The sequence below is a fragment of the Streptomyces sp. 796.1 genome, assembly GCF_047525675.1.
Taxonomy (GTDB): domain Bacteria; phylum Actinomycetota; class Actinomycetes; order Streptomycetales; family Streptomycetaceae; genus Streptomyces.
Map to the genome: position 1 here is coordinate 36,072 of NZ_JBLIWA010000027.1, position 19,380 is coordinate 55,451.

The window sequence follows — 19,380 nt, forward strand, 5'->3', positions numbered from 1 at the left end:
GTTATCGGATCGTCGCGAACCCGCCGTGACCGTGCCCCCTACGGAAGGTTGCGATCCAGCAAAGCAGCGGCCGTGAACAGTTCGACGCCCACCTGGATCGCCTCCTCGTCCACGTCGAAGTCGCCGCAGTGCAGATCCCGCCGCGCGGTGTCACCCACCCGGCGCACACCGAGCCTGGCCATCGCGCCCGGTACGTGTTCCAGATACCAGGAAAAGTCCTCGCCGCCAAGGCTCTGCTCGGTGTCCTCCACGGAATCGGTGCCCCGCCGGGCCACCATCGCACGCCGCAGCAGCTCGGTGACCTCCGGCCGGTTGACGACCGGCGGCACCCCGCGGACGTAGTTGATCTCGAACTTGGCCCGGTGCAGGGCGGCCACCTCCTCGACCGCTGCGTGCACCAGGTCGGGCGCCGCCCGCCAGCCCGGCAGGTCCAGGCAGCGCACCGTACCGGCCAGCTCGGCCTGCTGCGGGATCACGTTGCAGGCGTGGCCCGAGGCGACACGGCCCCAGGTCAGAGCCAGTCCGGAGCGGGTGTCCACGCGCCGGCCGAGCAGCGCGGGCACCTCGGTCACCACCTTCGCGGCGGCGGTGACCAGGTCGGTGGTCAGATGGGGGCGCGCGGTGTGGCCGCCCGCGCCGTTCAAGGTGATCTCCAGCCGGTCGCAGGCGGAGGTGATGGGGCCGACCCGCAGTCCGAGGCGACCGACGTCCACCCGCGGGTCACAGTGCACGGCGATGATCCGCCCCACCCCGTCGAGCACGCCGTCCTCGATGGCGTCGGGGGCGCCGCCGGGCAGCACCTCCTCGGCGGGCTGGAAGATCAGCCGCACCGGGTACGGCAGCCGCCCCTCGCGGGCCAGCTCGGCCAGCACCAGGCCGGCGCCCAACACGGCCGTGGTGTGCACGTCGTGGCCGCAGGCGTGCGCCCGGTCCGGCACGGTCGAGCGGTACGCGACGGTCTTGGTGTCCGGGATCGGCAGCGCGTCGATGTCGGCGCGCAGCGCCAGGAAGGGGCGCCCGGCGTCACGGTGGATCGCCAGACCGGGGGCCGGCACGCCGGGGGTGGCCGCGCCCGGGAAGCCGTCACCGTGGGTCGCCGCGCCCGGGAAGCCGTCACCGTACGCGGCGCGTGCGTCCCGCCCGTCCGCTCCGGCGTCGCCGGCCGCGGGGCCCGCCACGCCGATGTCACACACCAGCCCGGTGCCACCGCTCAGCACGCGCGGGGTCAGACCGGCCTGCTCAAGGCGGGCCTTGAGCGCCGCGGTGGTGCGGAACTCGCGGTTGCCCAGCTCGGGGTGCATGTGCAAGTCCCGCCGGAACGCGATGAGTTCGTCGCGCAGCGCGGCGGGCAGCCGGCCTGGCAACTCGGCCTCGGCCGCCGCTGCGGGCAGCTCCACGTCGGGGGTGGTGTCGGGTTCACGGTCGCGGGACGTCACAGGGTTCACGTCGTGCAGCGTAAGGCGACCCGGGGGACAACTGCGCGCCGATCAACAAAAGTTCAGCCCGTTAGGGGAAGAAAAACAGGCCGCAATCCGCATGAGTGGAGGCCGCAACGGGTATGGGGCATGTTTATGCCCTGGCCCCGAAAACGGCCGGTCCGCTCACCGACGGTGAGCGGACCGAAACGCTAGGGCTGGCTCGGCGAAGCCGGTGCGTACGGCAATCGCTGCACGTCACGCGCGGTGCCGGTGACCCCGGACAGAAAGCCCTGGGCGCGCGGCGACGCCTTGTCGGTCAACCACGCCGGATCGACGTCACAGACGGCGACCTTGATTCCGGTGCCCGCGAGGGCAAGCGGAAGCGTGTGCACCACCGTGGAAGGAAAACTCAAGATCGTCCGCCCTATGGGACCGCGCCGGGCGATCAGCTCCAACGGGAGGTCGGGACGGACGATCTCCAACCCCACCTCCACGCTGATCCGGTGCAGCTTGTCGGGGCTCTCCTTGCGGTGCGCGAAGTACCGCGTCGCCCCGTGCTCCCTGGCCAGCCCCGTGACCGCCTCCAGATAGCGCTCCGGGTCCACCACACCGGTCTCCACCAGCGAGGTACCCACCAGGTCGGTGCCACCGGTCAGCCGGGGCGGGCCGAACGTCGCCCGGGTCCAGGCGAAGGTGTTGGCCGTGACGACGACACCGGACGGCGGCTCCACCGGCATCGAACTGAACACCTCGACCCGGCGCCGCTGCCCCGGCGTGAGCCGGCGCCGGGCGTTGGCCGAGACCGGCGCGAAGACCAGGTCCCGGGGGCCGCGGCTGCCGCGCCGGTGCCAGCGCTCAAGCCGCTCGCCACGCGCCAGTTGGGAGATGAACTCCATGGTGGCGGTGCCGTCGTCCACCACGATCAGATCGCGGGCCTTGGCCATCGTCAGCAGGAGTTGTACGTAGCGCGAGAACGGATCGCCGATCACGATCCGCCGCGCGGCGCGCAACATCGCGGCCAGGCCGCCGATGGTGCGGAACGGTGCACCCGCACCGCCGCGCGCCTCTTCCCAACGGACCGTCACGCCCTCTTCCCTGGCCAGCTCCGCCATCCGACGGAGTTGACCACGGGTCATCGGGTCGTGCGGCGACAACACGATCACGGTCAGGTCGTCCGGCGCCCCCGCACCGGCACCCGCCGCGGCCAGGACCCCACGCGGCGGCTCAACGGTCGAACCGTCCGCCGTGGGGCCCGTCATGCCCGCGCCGTCGGCACTACCCGTGCCGGTCGCACCGTACGTGCCGGCCCTGTCGTACGCGCTGCCCGCGCCGAACCCGCCGGGCGTGCCGTCCGCCGCGGCCAAGACGCCCGCCGGGCCGCCCTGACCTGCGGTGTACGGCCCCGACTGCGGGGCGGGATGCGGAGCGGAGTCGTACGGAACCAAGTCCTCCGACGCACGGAGCGAGGCCCCACCCTCGCCTTCCGCACCCTCCGACGCACGGAGCGCGACTGCGTCTTCCGACGCGCGGAGCGCGTCGGCGTAAGCCCACTCCAGCACATTCAACAGTTGCACCGGGCTCTCCACGAAGGCCAGCGTGCGGCCCGTGGATGCGGCCCGGTGGGGCGCGCCGTGTTCGGGCTCTGCCCGGACGTGGCGCTCGGAGGCGGCCCCACCTGTGGTGGGGGCCGCCTCCGGGACAGGGCCGACCGGCCCTGTGGTTGAGCTCACTGAGGTCTACCTCACGCTCTCGGCGGGCCCGCCGGACAGCAGGACCGCTCGGCCTACGGGAGTTGCCGGGCAGCCGGCCGCCCACGAGGCGGCGCGGCGTGCCCACGACCCGTGGACACGGGTCAGACAGCGGCGGGCTCGCGCTCCTCGGACTCCGCCACGACGCCGGCCACCCGACGCAGCTTCTTCATCGGGCCGAGCTCGCTCTCGTACACCTTCTTGACGCCGTCACCGAGCGACTCCTCGATGGTGCGGATGTCGCGCACCAGGCGCTGGAGGCCCTGCGGCTCCACCGAAGCGGCCTGGTCCGAGCCCCACATGGCGCGGTCGAGGGTGATGTGGCGCTCCACGAAGGTGGCGCCGAGCGCGACCGCGGCGAGCGTGGTCTGGAGGCCCGTCTCGTGGCCGGAGTAGCCGATCGGCACGTTGGGGTACTCGGCCTGGAGGGTGTTGATCACCCGCAGGTTGAGCTCCTCGGCCTTGGCCGGGTAGGTGGAGGTGGCGTGGCAGAGCAGGATGTTCTCGCTGCCCAGCACCTCGACCGCGTGCCGGATCTGCTTCGGCGTCGACATGCCCGTGGAGAGGATGATCGTGCGGCCGGTGGCGCGCAGCGACCGCAGCAGCTCGTCATCGGTCAGCGACGCGGAAGCAACCTTGTGCGCCGGGACGTTGAACTTCTCCAGGAAGGCGACGGCCTCGGTGTCCCACGGGGAGGCGAACCAGTCGATGCCCCGCTTCTTGCAGTGCTCGTCGATCTGCCGGTACTCGTCCTCGCCGAACTCGACGCGGTGCCGGTAGTCGATGTACGTCATCCGGCCCCAGGGGGTGTCGCGCTCAATGTCCCACTGGTCCCGCGGGGTGCAGATCTCCGGGGTGCGCTTCTGGAACTTGACCGCGTCACAGCCGGCGTCGGCGGCGACGTCGATCAGCTTGAACGCGTTCTCCAGGTCACCGTTGTGGTTGATGCCGATCTCACCGGTGACGTAGACCGGCTGGCCGGGCCCCGCGGTCTTGGCGCCGAGGGTGCGGAGGCGGGTGGAGCTCATGAAGACAGTTCCTTTCCAAGAATCCACGAGGCGATCTCGCGGATCGCACCGTCTCCTCCGGGAGTGGAGGTGACCGCGCGTGCGGCGCCACGTACGACGTCGTGCGCACCTGCGACCGCCACGGGCCAGCCGACGAGGCCGAAACACGGGAGGTCGTTGACGTCGTTGCCGACATAGAGCACGCGCTCGGGCGCGATGCCCTGCTCCTCGCACCACTGCTTCAGTGCGAGGTCCTTGCGGTCGATGCCGTGGAGTACGGGCACCTGCAACTTGCGGGCCCGTGCGGCGACGACCGGGTTTTGCTCCGTGGACAGGATCAGCAGCGGGATGCCCGCTCGGCGCATCGCCGCGATCCCGAGCCCGTCGCCGCGGTGTACGGCGACGAGTTCGCGTCCTTCGGAGTCGATCAGCACCCTGTCGTCCGTCTGGGTGCCGTCGAAGTCGATGACCACCGCGTCGATGTCGTCGCGGGTGGGCAGGTGGGTGGGGAGGTACCCGGTGCGGCCCTGCGCGCCGGGCCCGTCCAGGAGCGGCGCGAGGGCGCGGGCCCGCTCCAGGTCGTGCGGGTCGTCGATCTCCAGGACCCGCGCGGCGTCGGTCCGCACCAGCGCGGTGTGGCCGAAGAACCGGTGCTTGTGGTCGCGGAAGCCGGCCGCGCGCATCGCGTACGCGGCGCCGGTCTCCAGCAGGTCCTGCGGCCGGTCCTGGCGGCGCGGGCGGAACGACTTGTCGTGGTTGACGCCGAAGCCGCCGCTGGCCCCGCCGGTGGCGGCGTCGACGGCCGCGCCGTCGGCCGGCTCCTCGTCCGCGTCGCGCCAGATGAAGCCGTGGAAGGGGGCGACGGTCAGCGCGCTGTCGGCACCGCCGTCGACGATCGCGCCGACCACGCCGTCGATGTCCTCGCGGGTGATGAACGGGCTGGTGCACTGCACGAGGAGGACGACCTCGGTGCTGCCGGGCCCGTCGTGCTCCGCCTCGTGCTGGTCCATGGCGTGCAGCACGGCCGCCTCGCTGGTGGCGGTGTCGCCGGCGATGGCCGTGGGGCGCTGGATGACGTCGGCGCCGGCGCCGCGGGCCGCGGCGGCGATGCCCGGGTCGTCGGTGGAGACCACCACGTCGGTGACGAGCCGGCTGGCACGGCACTCGCGGACCGCCCGGGCCACCAGCGGCACCCCGCCGACGGCCGCCAGGTTCTTGGCGGGCACGCCCTTGGAGCCACCGCGGGCGGGGATCACCGCGAGCACCCGGCCGCCGGCGGGCCGATCCGCGCCGCGGCCCTCGGTCGTCGTGCTTGCGCCCGGCGCGCTGGCGCGTCCTACGGGCTCCGAGGTGGACATGGCGGCTCCTGACTCGTGGCGCTGCGCGCCTGGTGGTTCGTGGCGCTGGGCGCCTGAGTGGGTGGGGCTCGTCTCCGGCGCGGCCGGCCGGTCCCGCGGCGGCCCTGCCGAGACGGTGGCGGGCTCTGCCGGCCCGGCGACCGGGGCGGCTGCCCCGGCGGACGCCTGCTGGTCGGGCCCGGACGTCACAGTTCCCCCATGCGGCGGATGACGGGGGCGACCCGCTGCACGCCGTGCCGGTAGGCGCCGCGCGCCGCCTCGCGCATCGTGTTGCGCACCACGCGCTTGAGCCCGGAGGCGTCCTCGGGTTCGACGGTGACGCCGGGGCGCGGGCTGCCGTCGGGCTGGAAGCCGTAGCGGTTCAGGATGCGCGGCAGGTAGCCGGGCGCGGTGACGGCCGTGTAGTACGGGGTGACCGGCGGCAGCGGCGGGCCGGTGATGAGGTCCGTGAGCCGCTCGCGGACGGCGTCGAAGGCGTGCTCGTACGCGCCGTCCGCGGCGGCCACGCCCTGCCGGGCCACCCACTGCGGGTCGGCGGTGGGGCGGTAGCCGGTGTCGAGCTGGTCCCAGGAGGCCAGGCAGCCCGAGCCGATGAAGTGGTGGTTGCCGAGCACCTCGCGCACGCCGAGGTCGGTGAGGACGGCGGTGGGGATGCCGCGGTGCAGCGATTCGAGGGCGGCCGTCGAACTGACGGTCACCAGCAGGTCGGCCCCGTCGAGCACCTCGCCCATGTGCCCGTAGACCAGCCGGAAGTTGCTGGGCAGCGCGCCCGCGTGCTTCTCGGCGAGCTTCTGGTAGGGCAGCTCTTCGATGTGCGTGGTGTGCTCGCCCGGCTTGCTGCGGAGCTTGACCAGCACCTCGCGGTCGGCGTGCTTGCGGGCGTGCTCGACGGCGCGGCGCAGCAGGTACGCGCGGTCGGCGCGGTTATCGGGCACCGAAGGCTGGACGGCGAAGACGACGGTGCCGCCGGTGTAGGGCCGCCGGGTGCGGGCGGTCTCGTCGTAGCTGTCGCCGCCCAGGAAGGGCAGCGCGCATTCGACGACCACGTCCGGGTCGGCGCCCACGCCGCGGTAGACCTCGCGGAACCGCTCGGCGTCGTAGCGGCTGTTGGCCAGCACGATGTCGGCGCCGTTGCGCAGCAGCAGGCCGTCGGCGAGCTTCTCGTAGACCACGCCCACGTAGCCGGTGATGAGGACGGGGCGGTGCGGCGCGTTGCGCAGGGCGTGGCCGATGCCGTGCAGTACGGCCTGGACGCCGCCGCCCACGCAGGAGAGCACCACGGCGTCGTAGTGCTCGCGCTCTATCGCGTGGATGAACTCGATGCCCGTGACCTCACGCATCGCGTCCGCGTGCACGCCGACCTCGGACAGTTGCCGGGCGGTGGGGGTCGCGCGTCCTCGCAGCAGGTAGCCGTCCAGACGGTGGTCGGGGGCTACGCGATGTGCGGTGAGCGCGCCCCACTTCCACCGGGTGTCGGAATCTGCGAGCACGGCCACGCGGGGCTGGGAATTGGTACGGGTGGGCACGTCGCTGACGCTAGGAAGGGTTTGCGAGTCACGGCCCAACTCCGGCGCAACAAACGGTTAACAGCATGTCGACGGTTGGCGAACCCGATCGCCGGAGCAGCGGGTTAACCATTCCGACTTCCTTCGTTCACCTTCTCGTATGCCATAGGTCAAGACGAATGCCGGGCGGACACCTACCGTCACCCGAGTGGTTAAGCTCTCCGTCATCGTGCCGTTCTACAACGTGCAGACCTACGCACCAGACACCTTGAGAAGTCTGCGCGCCAACGCGCGGGAGGACTTCGAATTCATTCTCGTCGACGACTGTTCACAGGACGGGACCCCGGAACTCCTGGAACGCGCCGAGCGCGACCTGCCGGGCGCGGTCCTCATCCGGCACGAACAGAACGGCGGGCTCGCCACCGCACGTAATACCGGGCTGGACGCGGCCCGCGGCGAGTACATCACCTTCCTGGACGGTGACGACTGGCTCGCGCACGGCTACTTCGAGCAAGTCCTCTCCGCCATGGAGGAGTTGGGCTGCGACTTCGTCCGCACCGACCACGTCCAGGTCACCAACCGGTCGCGCTCCATCCACCGGGTGCCGGTCGGCATGCGCAACACGGTCCTCAACCCGCGGGACGTGATCCTGCCCTCCGACCGGTCCACCTCCGTGGACTACGCATTCGCCTGGGCCGGGATGTACCACCGCAGGCTGCTGGACGACGGCCTGCTGCATTTCACGCACGGACTGCGGACCGCGGAGGACCGCCCGTGGATCTGGAAACTGCACCGCGAGGCGAAGACCTTTGCGGTACTCGGCCTGCTCGGCGTCTTCTACCGGCGCGGCGTCGCCTCCTCGCTCACCCAGATCGGCGATGTGCGACAGCTCGATTTCATTCGCGCATTCGACCAGGTCATCGAGGAAACCGCGCGGGACAGGGAAGCCGCCAGGCTTCTCCCGAAGGCCGTCCGCACGTATTGTGCGATTATTTCCCATCACCTTGGTGGCATCGAAAGGTTTGAACCGGCCGTGGCACGTAAGTTGCGCACCATGAGCGCGGCGGCGATGAAGCGGATGCCGCAGCAGGTGCTGGACGAGGCGCTGGACGCCATGGACTACGACCGCGCCGCGCGGCTGCGCAAGCTGCGCCGCCGCCCCGTCGGCCCGGAGGTCGCGGCCTGATGAGCATCCGGAACCGCACCCAGATCTTCTTCGCGTCCACGCTGTACGGCGCCGCGACGCTGGCCGCCGCCATCGACGCGGACTGCTTCGACGAGGCCGACCGCAGGCTGCTCCTGGTGAGCAACAACGCCGGCATCCCGGAGACCACGCCCGGCCTGGACGAGATGCCCGGCTTCGAGGTGCTGCGCTCGCGCTTCGACGGCGTCCTGTCGTGGAACGAGACGATCCGCCCGTTCCACCCCGGCGGCTGGTCCCCGCGCGGCGACGACGCCCCGCTGTGGGAGCGCCACCTGCGGCTGCTGTGGGGGCTGGGCGACGACGACGTCGAGATCGTCCTCGAATCGATCCAGGTCAACCCGGCCCTCGCGCTCGCCAGGCTGTTCCCCAACTCTCCGCTGGACGTGTACGCGGACGGCCTGATGAGCTACGGGCCCACCCGCAACAAGCTCTCCCCCCTGGTCGGCACCCGGGTGCGCCGGTTGCTCCACCTGGACCTGGTGCCGGGGCTCAAGCCGCTGTTGCTGACCGAGTTCGGGGTACCGTCCGAAATCGTGCCCACCGACCGGTTCACCAAGGTGCTCGCCGAGATCGCCGGGGTCTCCCCGGAGGTCACGGTGCCGGACGCGACGCCCGGCACCGCAGGTCCCGCGCTGCTCCTTGGCCAGTACCTGTCGGCGCTGGACATCCTCACCCCGCAAGAGGAAGAGGAACTGCACGTCCGGATGTTGCGCGGGGTGGTCAGGCTCGGGCACCGCGAGGTGGTCTTCAAGCCGCACCCGACCGCCCCGGCCCGCTGGTCGCACCTGCTCGAACAGGAGGCGAGCACCCTCGGCGCCGAGCTGACCGTGGTGGACTCGCCGGTGCTGGCCGAGGTGCTCTACCAGCGCACCCGCCCGGCCCTGGTCGTCGGCTGCTTCTCCACCGCGCTGATCACCGCGAGCGCCCTGTACGGCCTGCCCGTCGCCCGTACCGGCACCGATCTGCTGCTTGAGCGGCTGACCCCGTACCAGAACAGCAACCGCATGCCGGTGACCATCGTCGACGCGCTGCTGCCCGACCTGGAGGACCGTGCGGCGGTCCAGGCCTGGACGGCGCCGCCCGGAGACCGCGCCGGCAAGGAGCTGACCGGTCTGGTCACGGCCGTCGGCTTCGCCATGCAGGCGAAGATCTACCCGAACCTGCGGCCCGCGGCCGAGCGCTACCTGTCCGCCAAGCTCAACGCCCACACCTGGCGCTACTTCAAGCGCCGCCGGCTCACCGCGCTCGGCCTGCCCGGGGCGGTGCCGTCGCACCTGTCGTTCCTGCCGCGCAACCCGACGGTGCGCAAGGTGGCCCGCCGGGCCCGCGCCGTCCAGCGCCAGATCAAGAAAAGGGCAGCCTTCGGATGACGGTCCCGAGTACGGCACCGGGGCCGCTCCCCGATGCCGTGACCTCCACACCCCCGGCCGACGCGCCGGGGGTGCCCGACGCTCCGCCCGCGCTTGAGGGCAAGCCGCCCGGCCAGCGCCCGCCCTCCCGGCTGCGCGCGCTGGACGGGCTGCGGCTCGTGGCGGCGCTCATGGTCGCCTGCTACCACTACGGCGGGCGCGACGGCGAGATCGCCAAGGCCTGGGGCACCTCCCCGTCGAACCACTTCCCGACCATGTCGGAGTGGTTCGCGTACGGCTGCCTCGGCGTGCAGATCTTCTTCGTGATCAGCGGTTTCGTGATCTGCATGAGCGGCTGGGGCCGTCCGCTGAAGGACTTCTTCGCCTCCCGCGTCTCGCGTCTGTTCCCCGCCTACTGGGCGGCGATCATCCTGGTCACGCTGGTCTTCGCGCTGCCGGCGGTGGCGTTCGCGACCGTCTCGCCCAGTGACACGCTGGTCAACTTCACCATGTTGCAGCAGCCGCTGGGCGCCGATCGGGTGCTCGGCGTGTGCTGGACGCTCTGGGCCGAGCTGCGGTTCTACGCGCTGTTCGCGCTGTTCGTGGTGTTGCCCGGGGCGAGCCGGCACCGGGTGGTGCTGTTCTGCGCGGTGTGGACGCTGGCCGCCGCCATGGCGGACGCGGCCGACCAGCCGCTGCTCGACGTCGTGCTGATGCCGGAGTACGCGCCGTTCTTCATCGGTGGCATCGGCCTCTATCTGGTGCATCGTTTCGGCAGTGACGCACTGGCCTGGGGGATCGTCGGAGTCAGCTTCCTGATAGGACAGCGGTACGCGGTGGACGAGCTCTGGCACCCCCAGAACCCGGACTTCTTCTCGTACCGCCACACCTCGGTCATCATCGGCATCGTCGCGCTGGGCTACCTGGCCGTCGCGCTGGTCGCCCTGGGCAAGCTGAACTGGGCCAACTGGCGCTGGCTGACCGTCGCCGGCGCGCTGACCTACCCCTTCTACCTGGTCCACGAGCACCTGGGCTGGGTCGTGGTGGACACGCTGCACCAGGATCTGGACGTCCCGGCCCACGCGACGTTCGCCCTCACCATCGTGGCCATGCTGATACTGGCCTGGCTGCTGAACAAACTGGTCGAGAACCCACTGACCCCGGTCCTCAAGCGGTCCGTCACCGGCAAGCGAAAGCGGTAGCGGACGGCGGGGGCCGGGGCTGTCGTTTTCCCCGGTTGGCGACTCGCCTTCCCCGGTGAGCGACTCGCCCGCGGTGGGCGGCCCCGGCACACGGCGGGTGGTTCCCACTCGGTGAGTGGCTCCGCGGTGGGTGGCTCCGCGCGGTAGGCAGGGCCCGTACGGGCTGCGGCAGACGAAGCCGATGAACGGCCCGGGACGCATCATGCGTCCCGGGCCGTTTCTGTGTCGGGGCGCTTGTGGGGTGGACGTGCGGGTGGGCGTACGGGGTGGAGTGGCGGGCGTTGGGGTGGTCCTGCGGCGGGGTGGGTGGGCCGACGGCCGGCTAGGGCCGGGCGGCGGGGGGCTTGGCCGTCAATTCCAGCCCAGCAAGTAGGTGACTCCGGTGTCCGAGGTTTCGGTGATTTTGACCGGGCGGGCCCCGGTGCGCAGTGGCTGGCGGTAGACCTCGACCTTGCCGGCCCGTTCCGTGAGAAAGGCGATCTGCTTCTTGTCGGGTGACGGGATCGCGCCGTAGGCCGGTGCGCCGGCGCCGGTCGGCAGGGGCTCGACGTCTCGTACGATCTCCAGGTCGGCGGTGAATCTCACCCGTAAGATGCCCGCTTTTTCCTTTCCGGCGCCGGAGCAGATCAGATCGCGGTTGCTGAGCCAGAATTCCGGTGCGCAGTCGGGCACTTCCGCACTGCCGCGGGGAATCTTCGGGCCCTCGCCGCCATAGTCCGCGCTCCGGCTCAGCGGAGTTCCCACGGTGTGTTTGGCGCCGTGTTCGCGGAGTTGGAGCTGGTTCCAAATGGGGTTGTGCTCAGCGATGTACCCGCCCGTGGGATGCAGGGCCGACTCGTCCATGTCGGAGTCCTTGTCACGCCAGGCGACGCCCCCGCCGAAGGACACCTCGCTCAGCGGCCCGCCGTCGGCGTCGACGGCCGGGCCGCGGTCCCTGGCGTCCTGGGCGGGGCCGAGCGGAGGCCGGCTCCGCAGCCGGCCCCGACCGTCGACGTACCAGAGGTCGCCGTCGTGGAAGACCGGATAGCTGTCCCGCGGCGGGCCGGGCAGGTGCTGGTCGTCGGCGCCCGGGCCGACGGGAAGCCCGGTGCGCACGTCGAAGGCGACCGCCTGTCGGCCGGTGTTCGCCGGGCCGGCCATCCGCCCGGCCATCAGGCTGTAGTCCTCGTTGAACATCTGCCGGAGCGCCGACGACGAGGGGTAGCCGTCGCCGCCGTCGTGGCAGGCGTAGGAGCCGCCCGGGTTCGCGTCCGCGGGCATGTCGCCCGAAGCGGAGGTGACCAGGCTGCCGTCGCGGACGGAGACCGCGCTGAGGGAAATACCGGTTCTGGCGGCGCAATTGAGGAGAAGAACGGTATCCGGGACCCGAAAGTCTTCCGGTTTCCCCTGGGTCTGTGGCTTTTGCTGCTCGGGGCCGGCCGCCGGGGAATTCGATGAGCTGTCGCAGCCCACTTGGCAGGAGAGTGCGACGAGGGCGAGAAGAGCGGTGCAGAGGGAGGGAGTTCGTCGTCGGAGAATGAGCCCCATGGGTTCTCCTAGCGTCGCCGACCGGGCGTTGCCGTACCTCGGGTGTCGTACCTCGGATTCGTACGAGAGAGCGCCACTGTAGCCGCCCTAACCCCGGTCAACCAGGCGGCAGTTGGCCGCTGGGCTGACGCCGGGTACGCCGAATCCTTTCCGCTGGGGTGCGGCCCTATTCGGCAATGCGATCCGCGCGGTACACCGATGTCGCGCTACGGACACCTTCCCCGCACGTTCCTTTCCCTCCGTCCCCATTTCGTACGATCCGGCGCCGGGTTCGCACGTTCTGCTACCGGATTCGCGCGATCCGACGCCCGGTTCGCGTGATCGGTGCCGGGTTCGCGTGATCGGTGCCGGGTTCGCATGATCCGGTGCCGGGTGCCGTCCCGTATCGCCGTATTCTCCGCGAGGGCGGCGGGTCAGACGGAGGGGTGGGGCCCGCGGCCGATTCGGGCGTGCCAGTCGTGTTCGAGGATGGCGTACTGCACGATGTCGTGCCAGGTGCCGTTCGCGTACCCGTGGTGCCGCAGCAGGCCCTCCCGGGTCATGCCGACCGTCGCCGCGATGCGCTGGCCTGTCGTGTTGGTCGGCAGGAAACCCGCCCACATGCGGTGCAGGCCGAGCCGGCCGAACCCCAACAGGCCCAGCAGGTAGCCGACGTCCATGCCGTGGCCGATGCTGGCCTGGTCGGCGCGGAAGGCCACCCCGACCTCGGCGCTGCGGTGCCCGGTGCGGACCAGCGGGTCCGGCGTCGACCGGTCGAGCACCAGCTTGGCCGTGCCGATCAACTCGCCCGTGTCGACCCTGCTGATGCCGAGCCGGTAGTGGGTGCGGGGGCGTTGCCGGGAGGTGGCGACGGCGTGCTCGATGAGCGCCACCGCGTCGAAGCGTTGCAGGGGGCGCGTTCCGAAGGCGTGGCTGGTCCCGGGGTCGCCGAAGACGGCGAGCACCGCGTTCACGTCGGTCGGGTGCAGTTCGCGCAGCCGGAACCTGTTGCCCTCGACCAGGACCGCGCGCGGTCCTCGGGGTGGCGGCTCGCTCGGGGCGCGCGGCGCGCGATGGGTGCCCGCCTGTTCGGGTACGGGCAGCGGGCGTACGCCGTCGGGGACGGCGGCGTGTTCCGGGTCGGCGGCGCGCGCCGGCGGCACGATGCCTGCGGCGCCGGCGCCTGGGAGGTGGGACGCGCCCCATGCGGCGCCCGTCGCCGGCGTACCGGGGGTGTCGATGCTGGGGGTGCCTGTGCTGGGGGCAGTGGCGCCGGAGGTGGCGGGGGCGGCGGTGCCGGAGGTGCCCGCGGTGGGGGTGCTCGGGGTGGGGGTGCCCGCGGTGGGGGTGTTCGTGCTCGCTGCTCCCGTGCTCGGGGTGGGGGCGCCCGCGCCCGGGGCTCCCGCGGTCGTGCCCGGGGCTCCCGCGGTCGGGTCGCTGGGGCCTGGGGCAGGCGCGCTGATGCCCGGGGCGGGCTGGTCGTCGGGGCGGTGCTCGCGTGGTCGGTCCTGGCTTTGGCCCGAGCTCTGTCCCCACACCTGGCCGTGGGCGTGGCCCTCCGCCCGGCCGCTGCCGTCATCCGCGGCGCGGGCGTGCTCGGGGTCGTGCTCGGGGTGGGGGTGGGGGTCGCGGGACTTGGCGAGGTCGCGGCCGGGGCTCGGGGCCCGGCCCTGGTCGCGGTCCTGGCCGTGGTCCTGGCCGTGGTCGTGCTCGGGGCGCTGGTCGCGGTGTGCGTCGCGGTCGGAGCGCTGGCCGTGGCTCTGGTCAGGGCCGTGGTCGCGGCGCTGGTGGCGGTGCGCGTCCCGGCTCCGGTCGCGGCCCTGGTCCGCGCCGTGCGCGCGTTCCTCTCGTTCACTCATCGCCGGCCTCCCGCACGGCGCCCGGCCGCGGCCCAGCGGCTGCGGGTCGCCCTCGGCCGGCCGGGCGGCCCGTACGCGAGGGAGGTCCGGCCGGGGCCGGGTCGGCGCGTACGCCGGATGGGGTGGGGGGTTCCGCGGTGGGGTGCGGGGCATTCGGGGGTGGGGTGCGGTGGCGTGGTCGGTCGGTGCCCGGGGGCGCCGCGGCGCGTGCCGCGCGGCGCCGGGGGCGGCATCGGCCGTGGCGCCGCCGGTCGCGCGGCGGGCACGGGCCCCTGCTCCCGTACGTCCCGCTCGTGTGCCTGCATCCGGCGAGCGTGGCGCAGCGCCGGTGGGTGCACCAAGGTCCGTCACTCGGCCGCGCGCAAAGCCCACTCGTCCGACTGAGAGTCGGCCGTCGCGGCGCATCCAGGGTTGACCGGTTCCTCCCTGCATCGACCGCCTCGTACCGAACCGTCCCGGCGGCCCGGGGCCGGCCTCGGCCCCGGCCCCGGCCCCCGTCACAGGATCAGCGAGAGAAGCAGAACCAGGCCGCCCGCCACGACCGAGATGATCGTCTCCATCAGCGACCAGGTCTTGATCGTCTGGCCGACGTCCATGCCGAAGTACTCCTTGACCATCCAGAAGCCGGCGTCGTTGACGTGGCTGAAGAACAGCGAGCCGGCACCGACGGCGAGCACCAGGAGGGCCTGGTGGGTGGTGGACATGTCCGCGGCCAGCGGGGCGACGAGGCCGGCCGCGGAGATGGTGGCCACCGTGGCGGAGCCGGTGGCCAGCCGGATGCCGACGGCGATCAGCCAGGCGAGCAGCAGCGGCGAAACGTTCCAGTCATCGGAGAAGTCCAGGATCATCTGGCCGACGCCGATGTCGATCAGGGTCTGTTTGAAGCCGCCGCCGGCACCGACGATGAGCAGGATGCCGGCGATGGGCACCAGCGAGGACTCCACCGTGGACGCCAGCCGCTCCTTGCCGAAGCCCGCCGCCCGACCGAGCGTGAACATGGCCACCAGCACGGCGGCGAGCAGCGCGATCAGCGGCGAGCCGATGACGTCGGTGACCCGCTGCACGTGCTGCTGCGGGTCGTCGACCACGATGTCCACCAGCGCCTTGGCCAGCATCAGGACGACCGGGAGCAGCACCGTGGCGACGGTGGCGGCGAAGCTGGGGCGGCGTTCGAGGGCCTCGGAAGGGCGCTGCGGAATCAGCCCCTCCGGCGGTTCGACGTCCACCCAGCGCGCGGCGTAACGGGCGAACAGCGGGCCGGCGACGACGGCGGTCGGGACGCCGACGAGGACGCCGAGGGCGAGCGTGACGCCGAGGTTGGCGTCGATCGCGTCGATGGCGGCGAGCGGTCCCGGGTGCGGCGGCACCAGGCCGTGCATGACGGAGAGGCCGGCGAGGGCCGGGATGCCGATGCGCATCAGGGCGTGGTTGCCGCGCTTGGCGACCAGCAGCACCACCGGGATCAGCAGCACGATGCCGACCTCGAAGAAGAGCGGCAGCCCGATGATGCCGGCGATCAGGACCATCGCCCAGGGCATGGTGCGCTGGTTCGCGCGGGCCAGGATGGTGTCGACGATCTGGTCCGCGCCGCCGGAGTCGGCGAGCAGCTTGCCCAGGACGGCGCCGAGCGCGATGAGGACGCCCACCCCGCCGACCGTGGCGCCGAGCCCCGTCGTGAAGCTGGCGATGGTCTTGTCCAGCGGCGCCGCCGCGACCGCCCCGAGCACCAGCGAACCGATGGTCAGGGAGAGGAAGGCGTGCAGCTTGAACTTGGTGATCAGCAGGACGATGACGGCGATGCCGACCAGGACGGCGCTACCGAGCTGTGCGTGACCTGCCGAGGTGATGGGTTCGGCGGCGTCCGCTGCCAGCATCTCGACGCTGAGAGTGCTCACGGGGCGGTTCCTTACGTGTACGGGGTGGGGCGCCGCTAGGCGGAGCGGTCCGGGGCCGGCGGATCGAGGCGGGCGAGTCCTTCGATCGCGCGTTGCGTGATCACCGCGGGGGCGGGCGTGACGTCGACGGCGACGCCCCGTTCGTCGGCCTGGAGCGGTTCGAGGTCGGCGAACTGCGAATCGAGCAGCGTGCCGGGCATGAAGTGGTCCTTGCGGGCGCGCAGCCGCTCGGCGATCAGCGCGCGGTCGCCGGTGAGGTGGAGGAAGACGATGCCGGGCGCGGCGGCGCGCAGCCGGTCGCGGTAGCTGCGCTTGAGCGCCGAGCAGCTCACGACGCCGCCCTGCCCCTGCTGGCCGTGGGCCCAGGCGCCGATGGCGTCCAGCCAGGGCGCCCGGTCGGCGTCGTCGAGCGGGGTGCCGGCCGACATCTTGGCGATGTTCCGGGCCGGGTGGAAGGCGTCGGCTTCGGCGTACGGGACGTCGAGCAGCGCGGCCAGCGACTCGCCGATGGTGGACTTGCCCGTTCCGGACACGCCCATGACGACCACGACGTGGGCAGTTTGCATGGACAACCTCGCTGTCTTCATCGACCTCGACGACGCCCCACACCTTCACCTATGGGTACGACGTATTCAAGTGACTGTGACCTAAAAGTCATACTTAATTGCCAGTGTGAGCGCCCCGTACGCTGAGCCCCATGGGAATCGAGGGGCAGGGGCTGCACGCCCGCGTCTTGGCGTCGCTCGGACCGGCGATCACCGCGGGTGAGTACCCGCCGGGGACGGTGTTGCGCACGGACGAGCTCGAACGGCGCTTCGCGGTGTCCCGCACCGTGATCCGCGAGGCGGTGCGGGTGCTGGAGTCCATGGACCTGGTGGCGTCCCGGCGCCGGGTCGGCGTCACGGTCCGCCCCCGTCACGAATGGAACGTCTTCGCCCCACAGGTGATCCGCTGGCGGCTGGCCGGCAGCGACCGGCCGCGGCAGCTCCGCTCCCTGACGGTGCTGCGCTCGGCCGTCGAACCGGTCGCGGCCGGACTCGCCGCGACCCTGGCCACCCCCGAGCAGTGCGCCGAACTCACCGAGCACGCGCTGGGCATGGTGGCCACCTCACGCGGCCAGCAGCTCGCTGCGTATCTGGTGCATGACATGGCCTTTCACCGCACGGTGCTGAACGCGTCGGGCAACGAGATGTTCGCCCGGCTCGGCGACGTGGTCGCCGAGGTGCTGGCCGGACGGACCGAGCACCACATCATGTTCCCCGACCCCGACCCGGCTGCGGTCACCTTGCACGTACGCGTCGCCGAGGCGGTCCGCGAACGGGACGCGGCCCGCGCCGAGGCACTGACCCGGGAGATCACGGCGGGCGCGATGGCCGAACTTGATGTGCTTGACGTGCCGGAGGCACTCGACGCGCCTGCCGTTCCCGGCGTGCCTGACGTGCCTGACGGTCCCGATGCGTCTGACGGTCCTCGTGCGTCTGATGTGCTGGACGTGTCCGCGCCGTAGGGCGGGGTGCGCGGCGGGCGGATCGCGCTTGCGGTAGGCGCGCGGCGGATACGCCGGCGCGCTGCGCCCCACAGACCACGGCGGGCGCCCCCGTGAGCATCCGGGGCGCCCGTCCGGTGCGGCTACAACCGGTCCGACTACAACCAGTCCAGCGGCGTCACCTCGGGGACCCAGGCCAGTACGTCGCACCAGTCGGTGAGCCGGCCGCCGGTCAGGTGGTAGTCGGCGTCGCGGGCGGCCTCGTAGAACGGGCCGATGAGGCGCACGGTGGCCGGGGCGTCGAACCAGCCGTGCACCGCCACCGGTTGCGGCGCGTGCAGGTCCAGCAGGTACGCGTCGGGGCGGGCGGTGCTGAGGACCGCATCGGCGAGGGCGGGTGACGGCGGGGCAACCGCGTGGATAGCCCGGCCGTGGCCGAACATCAGGCCCACCGAGGCGTAGCCGGCGCCGAAGTGCCGGCGCAGCGCGCCGCCCTCGCTCCAGCGGGTGGCGGGCGAGGCCGGCGCCGGCGGAAAGGAGGCGGTGAGCGGCGCACCGACCGCGGTGTGGCCGAGCCCGCTCCAGAAGATGACCTTTTGGCCGGTGTGGTGGTGCCACCAGATGGCGTTCTCGGCCATGAGCGGAAGGGTCCCGTCCGGACCACCGACGGCGTCCGCGTCGGTGGTGGCGGTGGTGCTGGTGCTGGTGGCGGTGGTGGCGGCCCGGTTGGAACCGGTCGGTTCGCCTGTGACCCGCTCTGCGCCGGCCCGCTCGGCCCCGGTCTGTTCGGCCCTGGCTGGTCCGGGGCCAGTTGGCCCGCCTCCGGTCAGTCCTTCGCGCCCGTGGTATGCGTAGAAGCCCTCGATCACGCGTGCCTGGCGCAGCGCGAGCGCCTGCTCGGGGCCGGCGGGCAGGCTCGCCACCCGCTCCCTGGCACGTCGCGCCCGCGCGTACACGGGGCGTTGGTCCGGCAGGTCGGCGTACCAGCGGACGTGTTCGGCGACCGGCCCTGAAGGGCGCAACCCGGCGTACAGGTCGCGGAGTTCGGCCAGGTGCTCGGGAGCGGTGGCGGCGACGTGGTCGAGCACCGCGTCGTAGGTGTGCGCCTGCACGGCCCCGTAGTCCAGGCCCACGATGCGCACCGGGTCGTCGGGGTGACGTTGGTTGTGGGCGCGTATCCAGAGCAGTACGGCCAGGAACTCGGCGCTGCGGTGCGGGGCCCAGGCGTCGGCGAGCAGATCGCGCGGGTCGACGGGGCCCGGGGCTGTGCGGCCGGGGACGGGGGCGCCGGTGACGTACGCGTCGTACTGCTGGCCCTTCGACCAGTCCTCGTCCAGGGCCAGCGAACGGAAGCCGAGCTCGGTCACCAGGTGCCGGATCAGTTGGTGGGCCAGCGTGGTCAGTTCTGCGGCCCCGCGGGTGGCGGCGCCGATGCCGACGACCTGTGCCGAACCGACGGCGGCGGTCAACGGCGCGAGGTAGTGCAGGGGGGCGCGGGCGCCGAGGTCGGGGAGCGGATGGGCATGGCTGGCGATCCAGTGCCGTACGGCAGCAGCGGCCGAACCGCCGTCGTCGACGTCCGCCGCCCGGACCGCGCGCCCGCCCCGGGGCTGGGGTTGCGGCCCGGGCACCGTGGCCGGGGCGGGCCGCGGGCCGGCCGCAAGTCCGGCTCTCGGGCCTGCGGCGGGGCCGGCGGCCTGGCCTGCGGCGGCCGGTGCGGGGCCGGGCGCGGGCTCGGACGGATCGGTGGGCGCGTGCATGGCGTGCTCCTCGGTAGCGGCGGCGGGCCGAGCCGACCGACGGGGCCGCCCGCGCCGCGGACGAGCCCGCCGCGCCCCGACCC

The 19,380-nt window shown here is 72.4% G+C and carries 14 protein-coding genes; 4 read left to right on the forward strand and 10 right to left on the reverse strand.

Annotation, left to right across the window (positions count from 1 at the left end; all coding sequences use genetic code 11):
• Window positions 1-38: 38 nt before the first annotated feature.
• From ACMA1D_RS19270 to ACMA1D_RS19290, 5 genes are all read right to left on the reverse strand, one after another.
• On the reverse strand, window positions 39-1,445 hold the full coding sequence (locus tag ACMA1D_RS19270) for an amidohydrolase (protein WP_414725238.1): 1,407 nt from the start codon (window positions 1,443-1,445) through the stop codon (window positions 39-41).
• A 182-nt stretch (window positions 1,446-1,627) separates the two neighbouring features.
• On the reverse strand, window positions 1,628-2,677 hold the full coding sequence (locus ACMA1D_RS19275) for a hypothetical protein (protein ID WP_414725287.1): 1,050 nt from the start codon (window positions 2,675-2,677) through the stop codon (window positions 1,628-1,630).
• Window positions 2,678-3,270: 593 nt separating this feature from the next.
• On the reverse strand, window positions 3,271-4,194 hold the full coding sequence (locus ACMA1D_RS19280; RefSeq protein WP_349994141.1) for an N-acetylneuraminate synthase family protein: 924 nt from the start codon (window positions 4,192-4,194) through the stop codon (window positions 3,271-3,273).
• Window positions 4,191-5,531 carry a cytidylyltransferase domain-containing protein gene (locus ACMA1D_RS19285; protein ID WP_414725239.1) on the reverse strand — a complete coding sequence of 447 codons (1,341 nt, stop codon included), beginning with the start codon at window positions 5,529-5,531 and terminating at the stop codon, window positions 4,191-4,193. Before ACMA1D_RS19285 ends, ACMA1D_RS19280 begins: the two co-directional genes overlap by 4 nt.
• Before the next feature lie 185 nt (window positions 5,532-5,716).
• The gene (locus tag ACMA1D_RS19290) at window positions 5,717-7,057 is read right to left on the reverse strand and encodes a DUF6716 putative glycosyltransferase (protein WP_414725240.1); all 1,341 of its coding nucleotides are present in this window, start codon (window positions 7,055-7,057) and stop codon (window positions 5,717-5,719) included.
• Between the two features lie 187 nt (window positions 7,058-7,244).
• Here ACMA1D_RS19290 and ACMA1D_RS19295 point away from each other — a divergent pair, with 187 nt between their 5' ends.
• The 3 genes from ACMA1D_RS19295 to ACMA1D_RS19305 are packed head-to-tail and all read left to right on the forward strand — an operon-like array spanning window position 7,245 to window position 10,791.
• Entirely contained in the window at window positions 7,245-8,222 is a 978-nt protein-coding gene (locus tag ACMA1D_RS19295; RefSeq protein WP_349994143.1) for a glycosyltransferase family 2 protein, read from the forward strand.
• Window positions 8,222-9,610, forward strand: coding sequence for a polysialyltransferase family glycosyltransferase (locus ACMA1D_RS19300; protein WP_414725241.1), 1,389 nt, complete (start codon window positions 8,222-8,224; stop codon window positions 9,608-9,610). Before ACMA1D_RS19295 ends, ACMA1D_RS19300 begins: the two co-directional genes overlap by 1 nt.
• Complete coding sequence (locus tag ACMA1D_RS19305) at window positions 9,607-10,791, forward strand: acyltransferase family protein (RefSeq protein ID WP_414725242.1); 1,185 nt, start codon at window positions 9,607-9,609, stop codon at window positions 10,789-10,791. The genes ACMA1D_RS19300 and ACMA1D_RS19305 overlap by 4 nt, the downstream gene beginning before the upstream one ends.
• Window positions 10,792-11,142: 351 nt before the next feature.
• On the opposite strand, the gene ACMA1D_RS19310 is transcribed toward ACMA1D_RS19305, so the two are convergent.
• The 4 genes from ACMA1D_RS19310 to ACMA1D_RS19325 all read right to left on the reverse strand — a co-directional run bounded on the left by ACMA1D_RS19310 (window position 11,143) and on the right by ACMA1D_RS19325 (window position 16,617).
• The gene (locus tag ACMA1D_RS19310; protein WP_414725243.1) at window positions 11,143-12,051 is read right to left on the reverse strand and encodes a hypothetical protein; all 909 of its coding nucleotides are present in this window, start codon (window positions 12,049-12,051) and stop codon (window positions 11,143-11,145) included.
• A 680-nt stretch (window positions 12,052-12,731) separates the two neighbouring features.
• Window positions 12,732-14,156 (reverse strand): GNAT family N-acetyltransferase, encoded by a 1,425-nt coding sequence (locus ACMA1D_RS19315; RefSeq protein ID WP_414725244.1) that lies wholly within the window; start codon window positions 14,154-14,156, stop codon window positions 12,732-12,734.
• A gap of 497 nt (window positions 14,157-14,653) precedes the next feature.
• On the reverse strand, window positions 14,654-16,051 hold the full coding sequence (locus tag ACMA1D_RS19320; RefSeq protein WP_414725245.1) for a GntP family permease: 1,398 nt from the start codon (window positions 16,049-16,051) through the stop codon (window positions 14,654-14,656).
• 35 nt (window positions 16,052-16,086) lie between these two features.
• Window positions 16,087-16,617, reverse strand: coding sequence for a gluconokinase (locus ACMA1D_RS19325; protein WP_414725246.1), 531 nt, complete (start codon window positions 16,615-16,617; stop codon window positions 16,087-16,089).
• A gap of 131 nt (window positions 16,618-16,748) precedes the next feature.
• On the opposite strand from ACMA1D_RS19325, the gene ACMA1D_RS19330 reads away from it, so the two are divergent.
• Complete coding sequence (locus tag ACMA1D_RS19330) at window positions 16,749-17,558, forward strand: FadR/GntR family transcriptional regulator (protein WP_414725247.1); 810 nt, start codon at window positions 16,749-16,751, stop codon at window positions 17,556-17,558.
• Between the two features lie 137 nt (window positions 17,559-17,695).
• Here the strand turns inward: ACMA1D_RS19330 and ACMA1D_RS19335 are convergent, their stop codons facing one another.
• Window positions 17,696-19,297 (reverse strand): erythromycin esterase family protein, encoded by a 1,602-nt coding sequence (locus ACMA1D_RS19335; RefSeq protein WP_414725248.1) that lies wholly within the window; start codon window positions 19,295-19,297, stop codon window positions 17,696-17,698.
• Window positions 19,298-19,380: the final 83 nt, after the last annotated feature.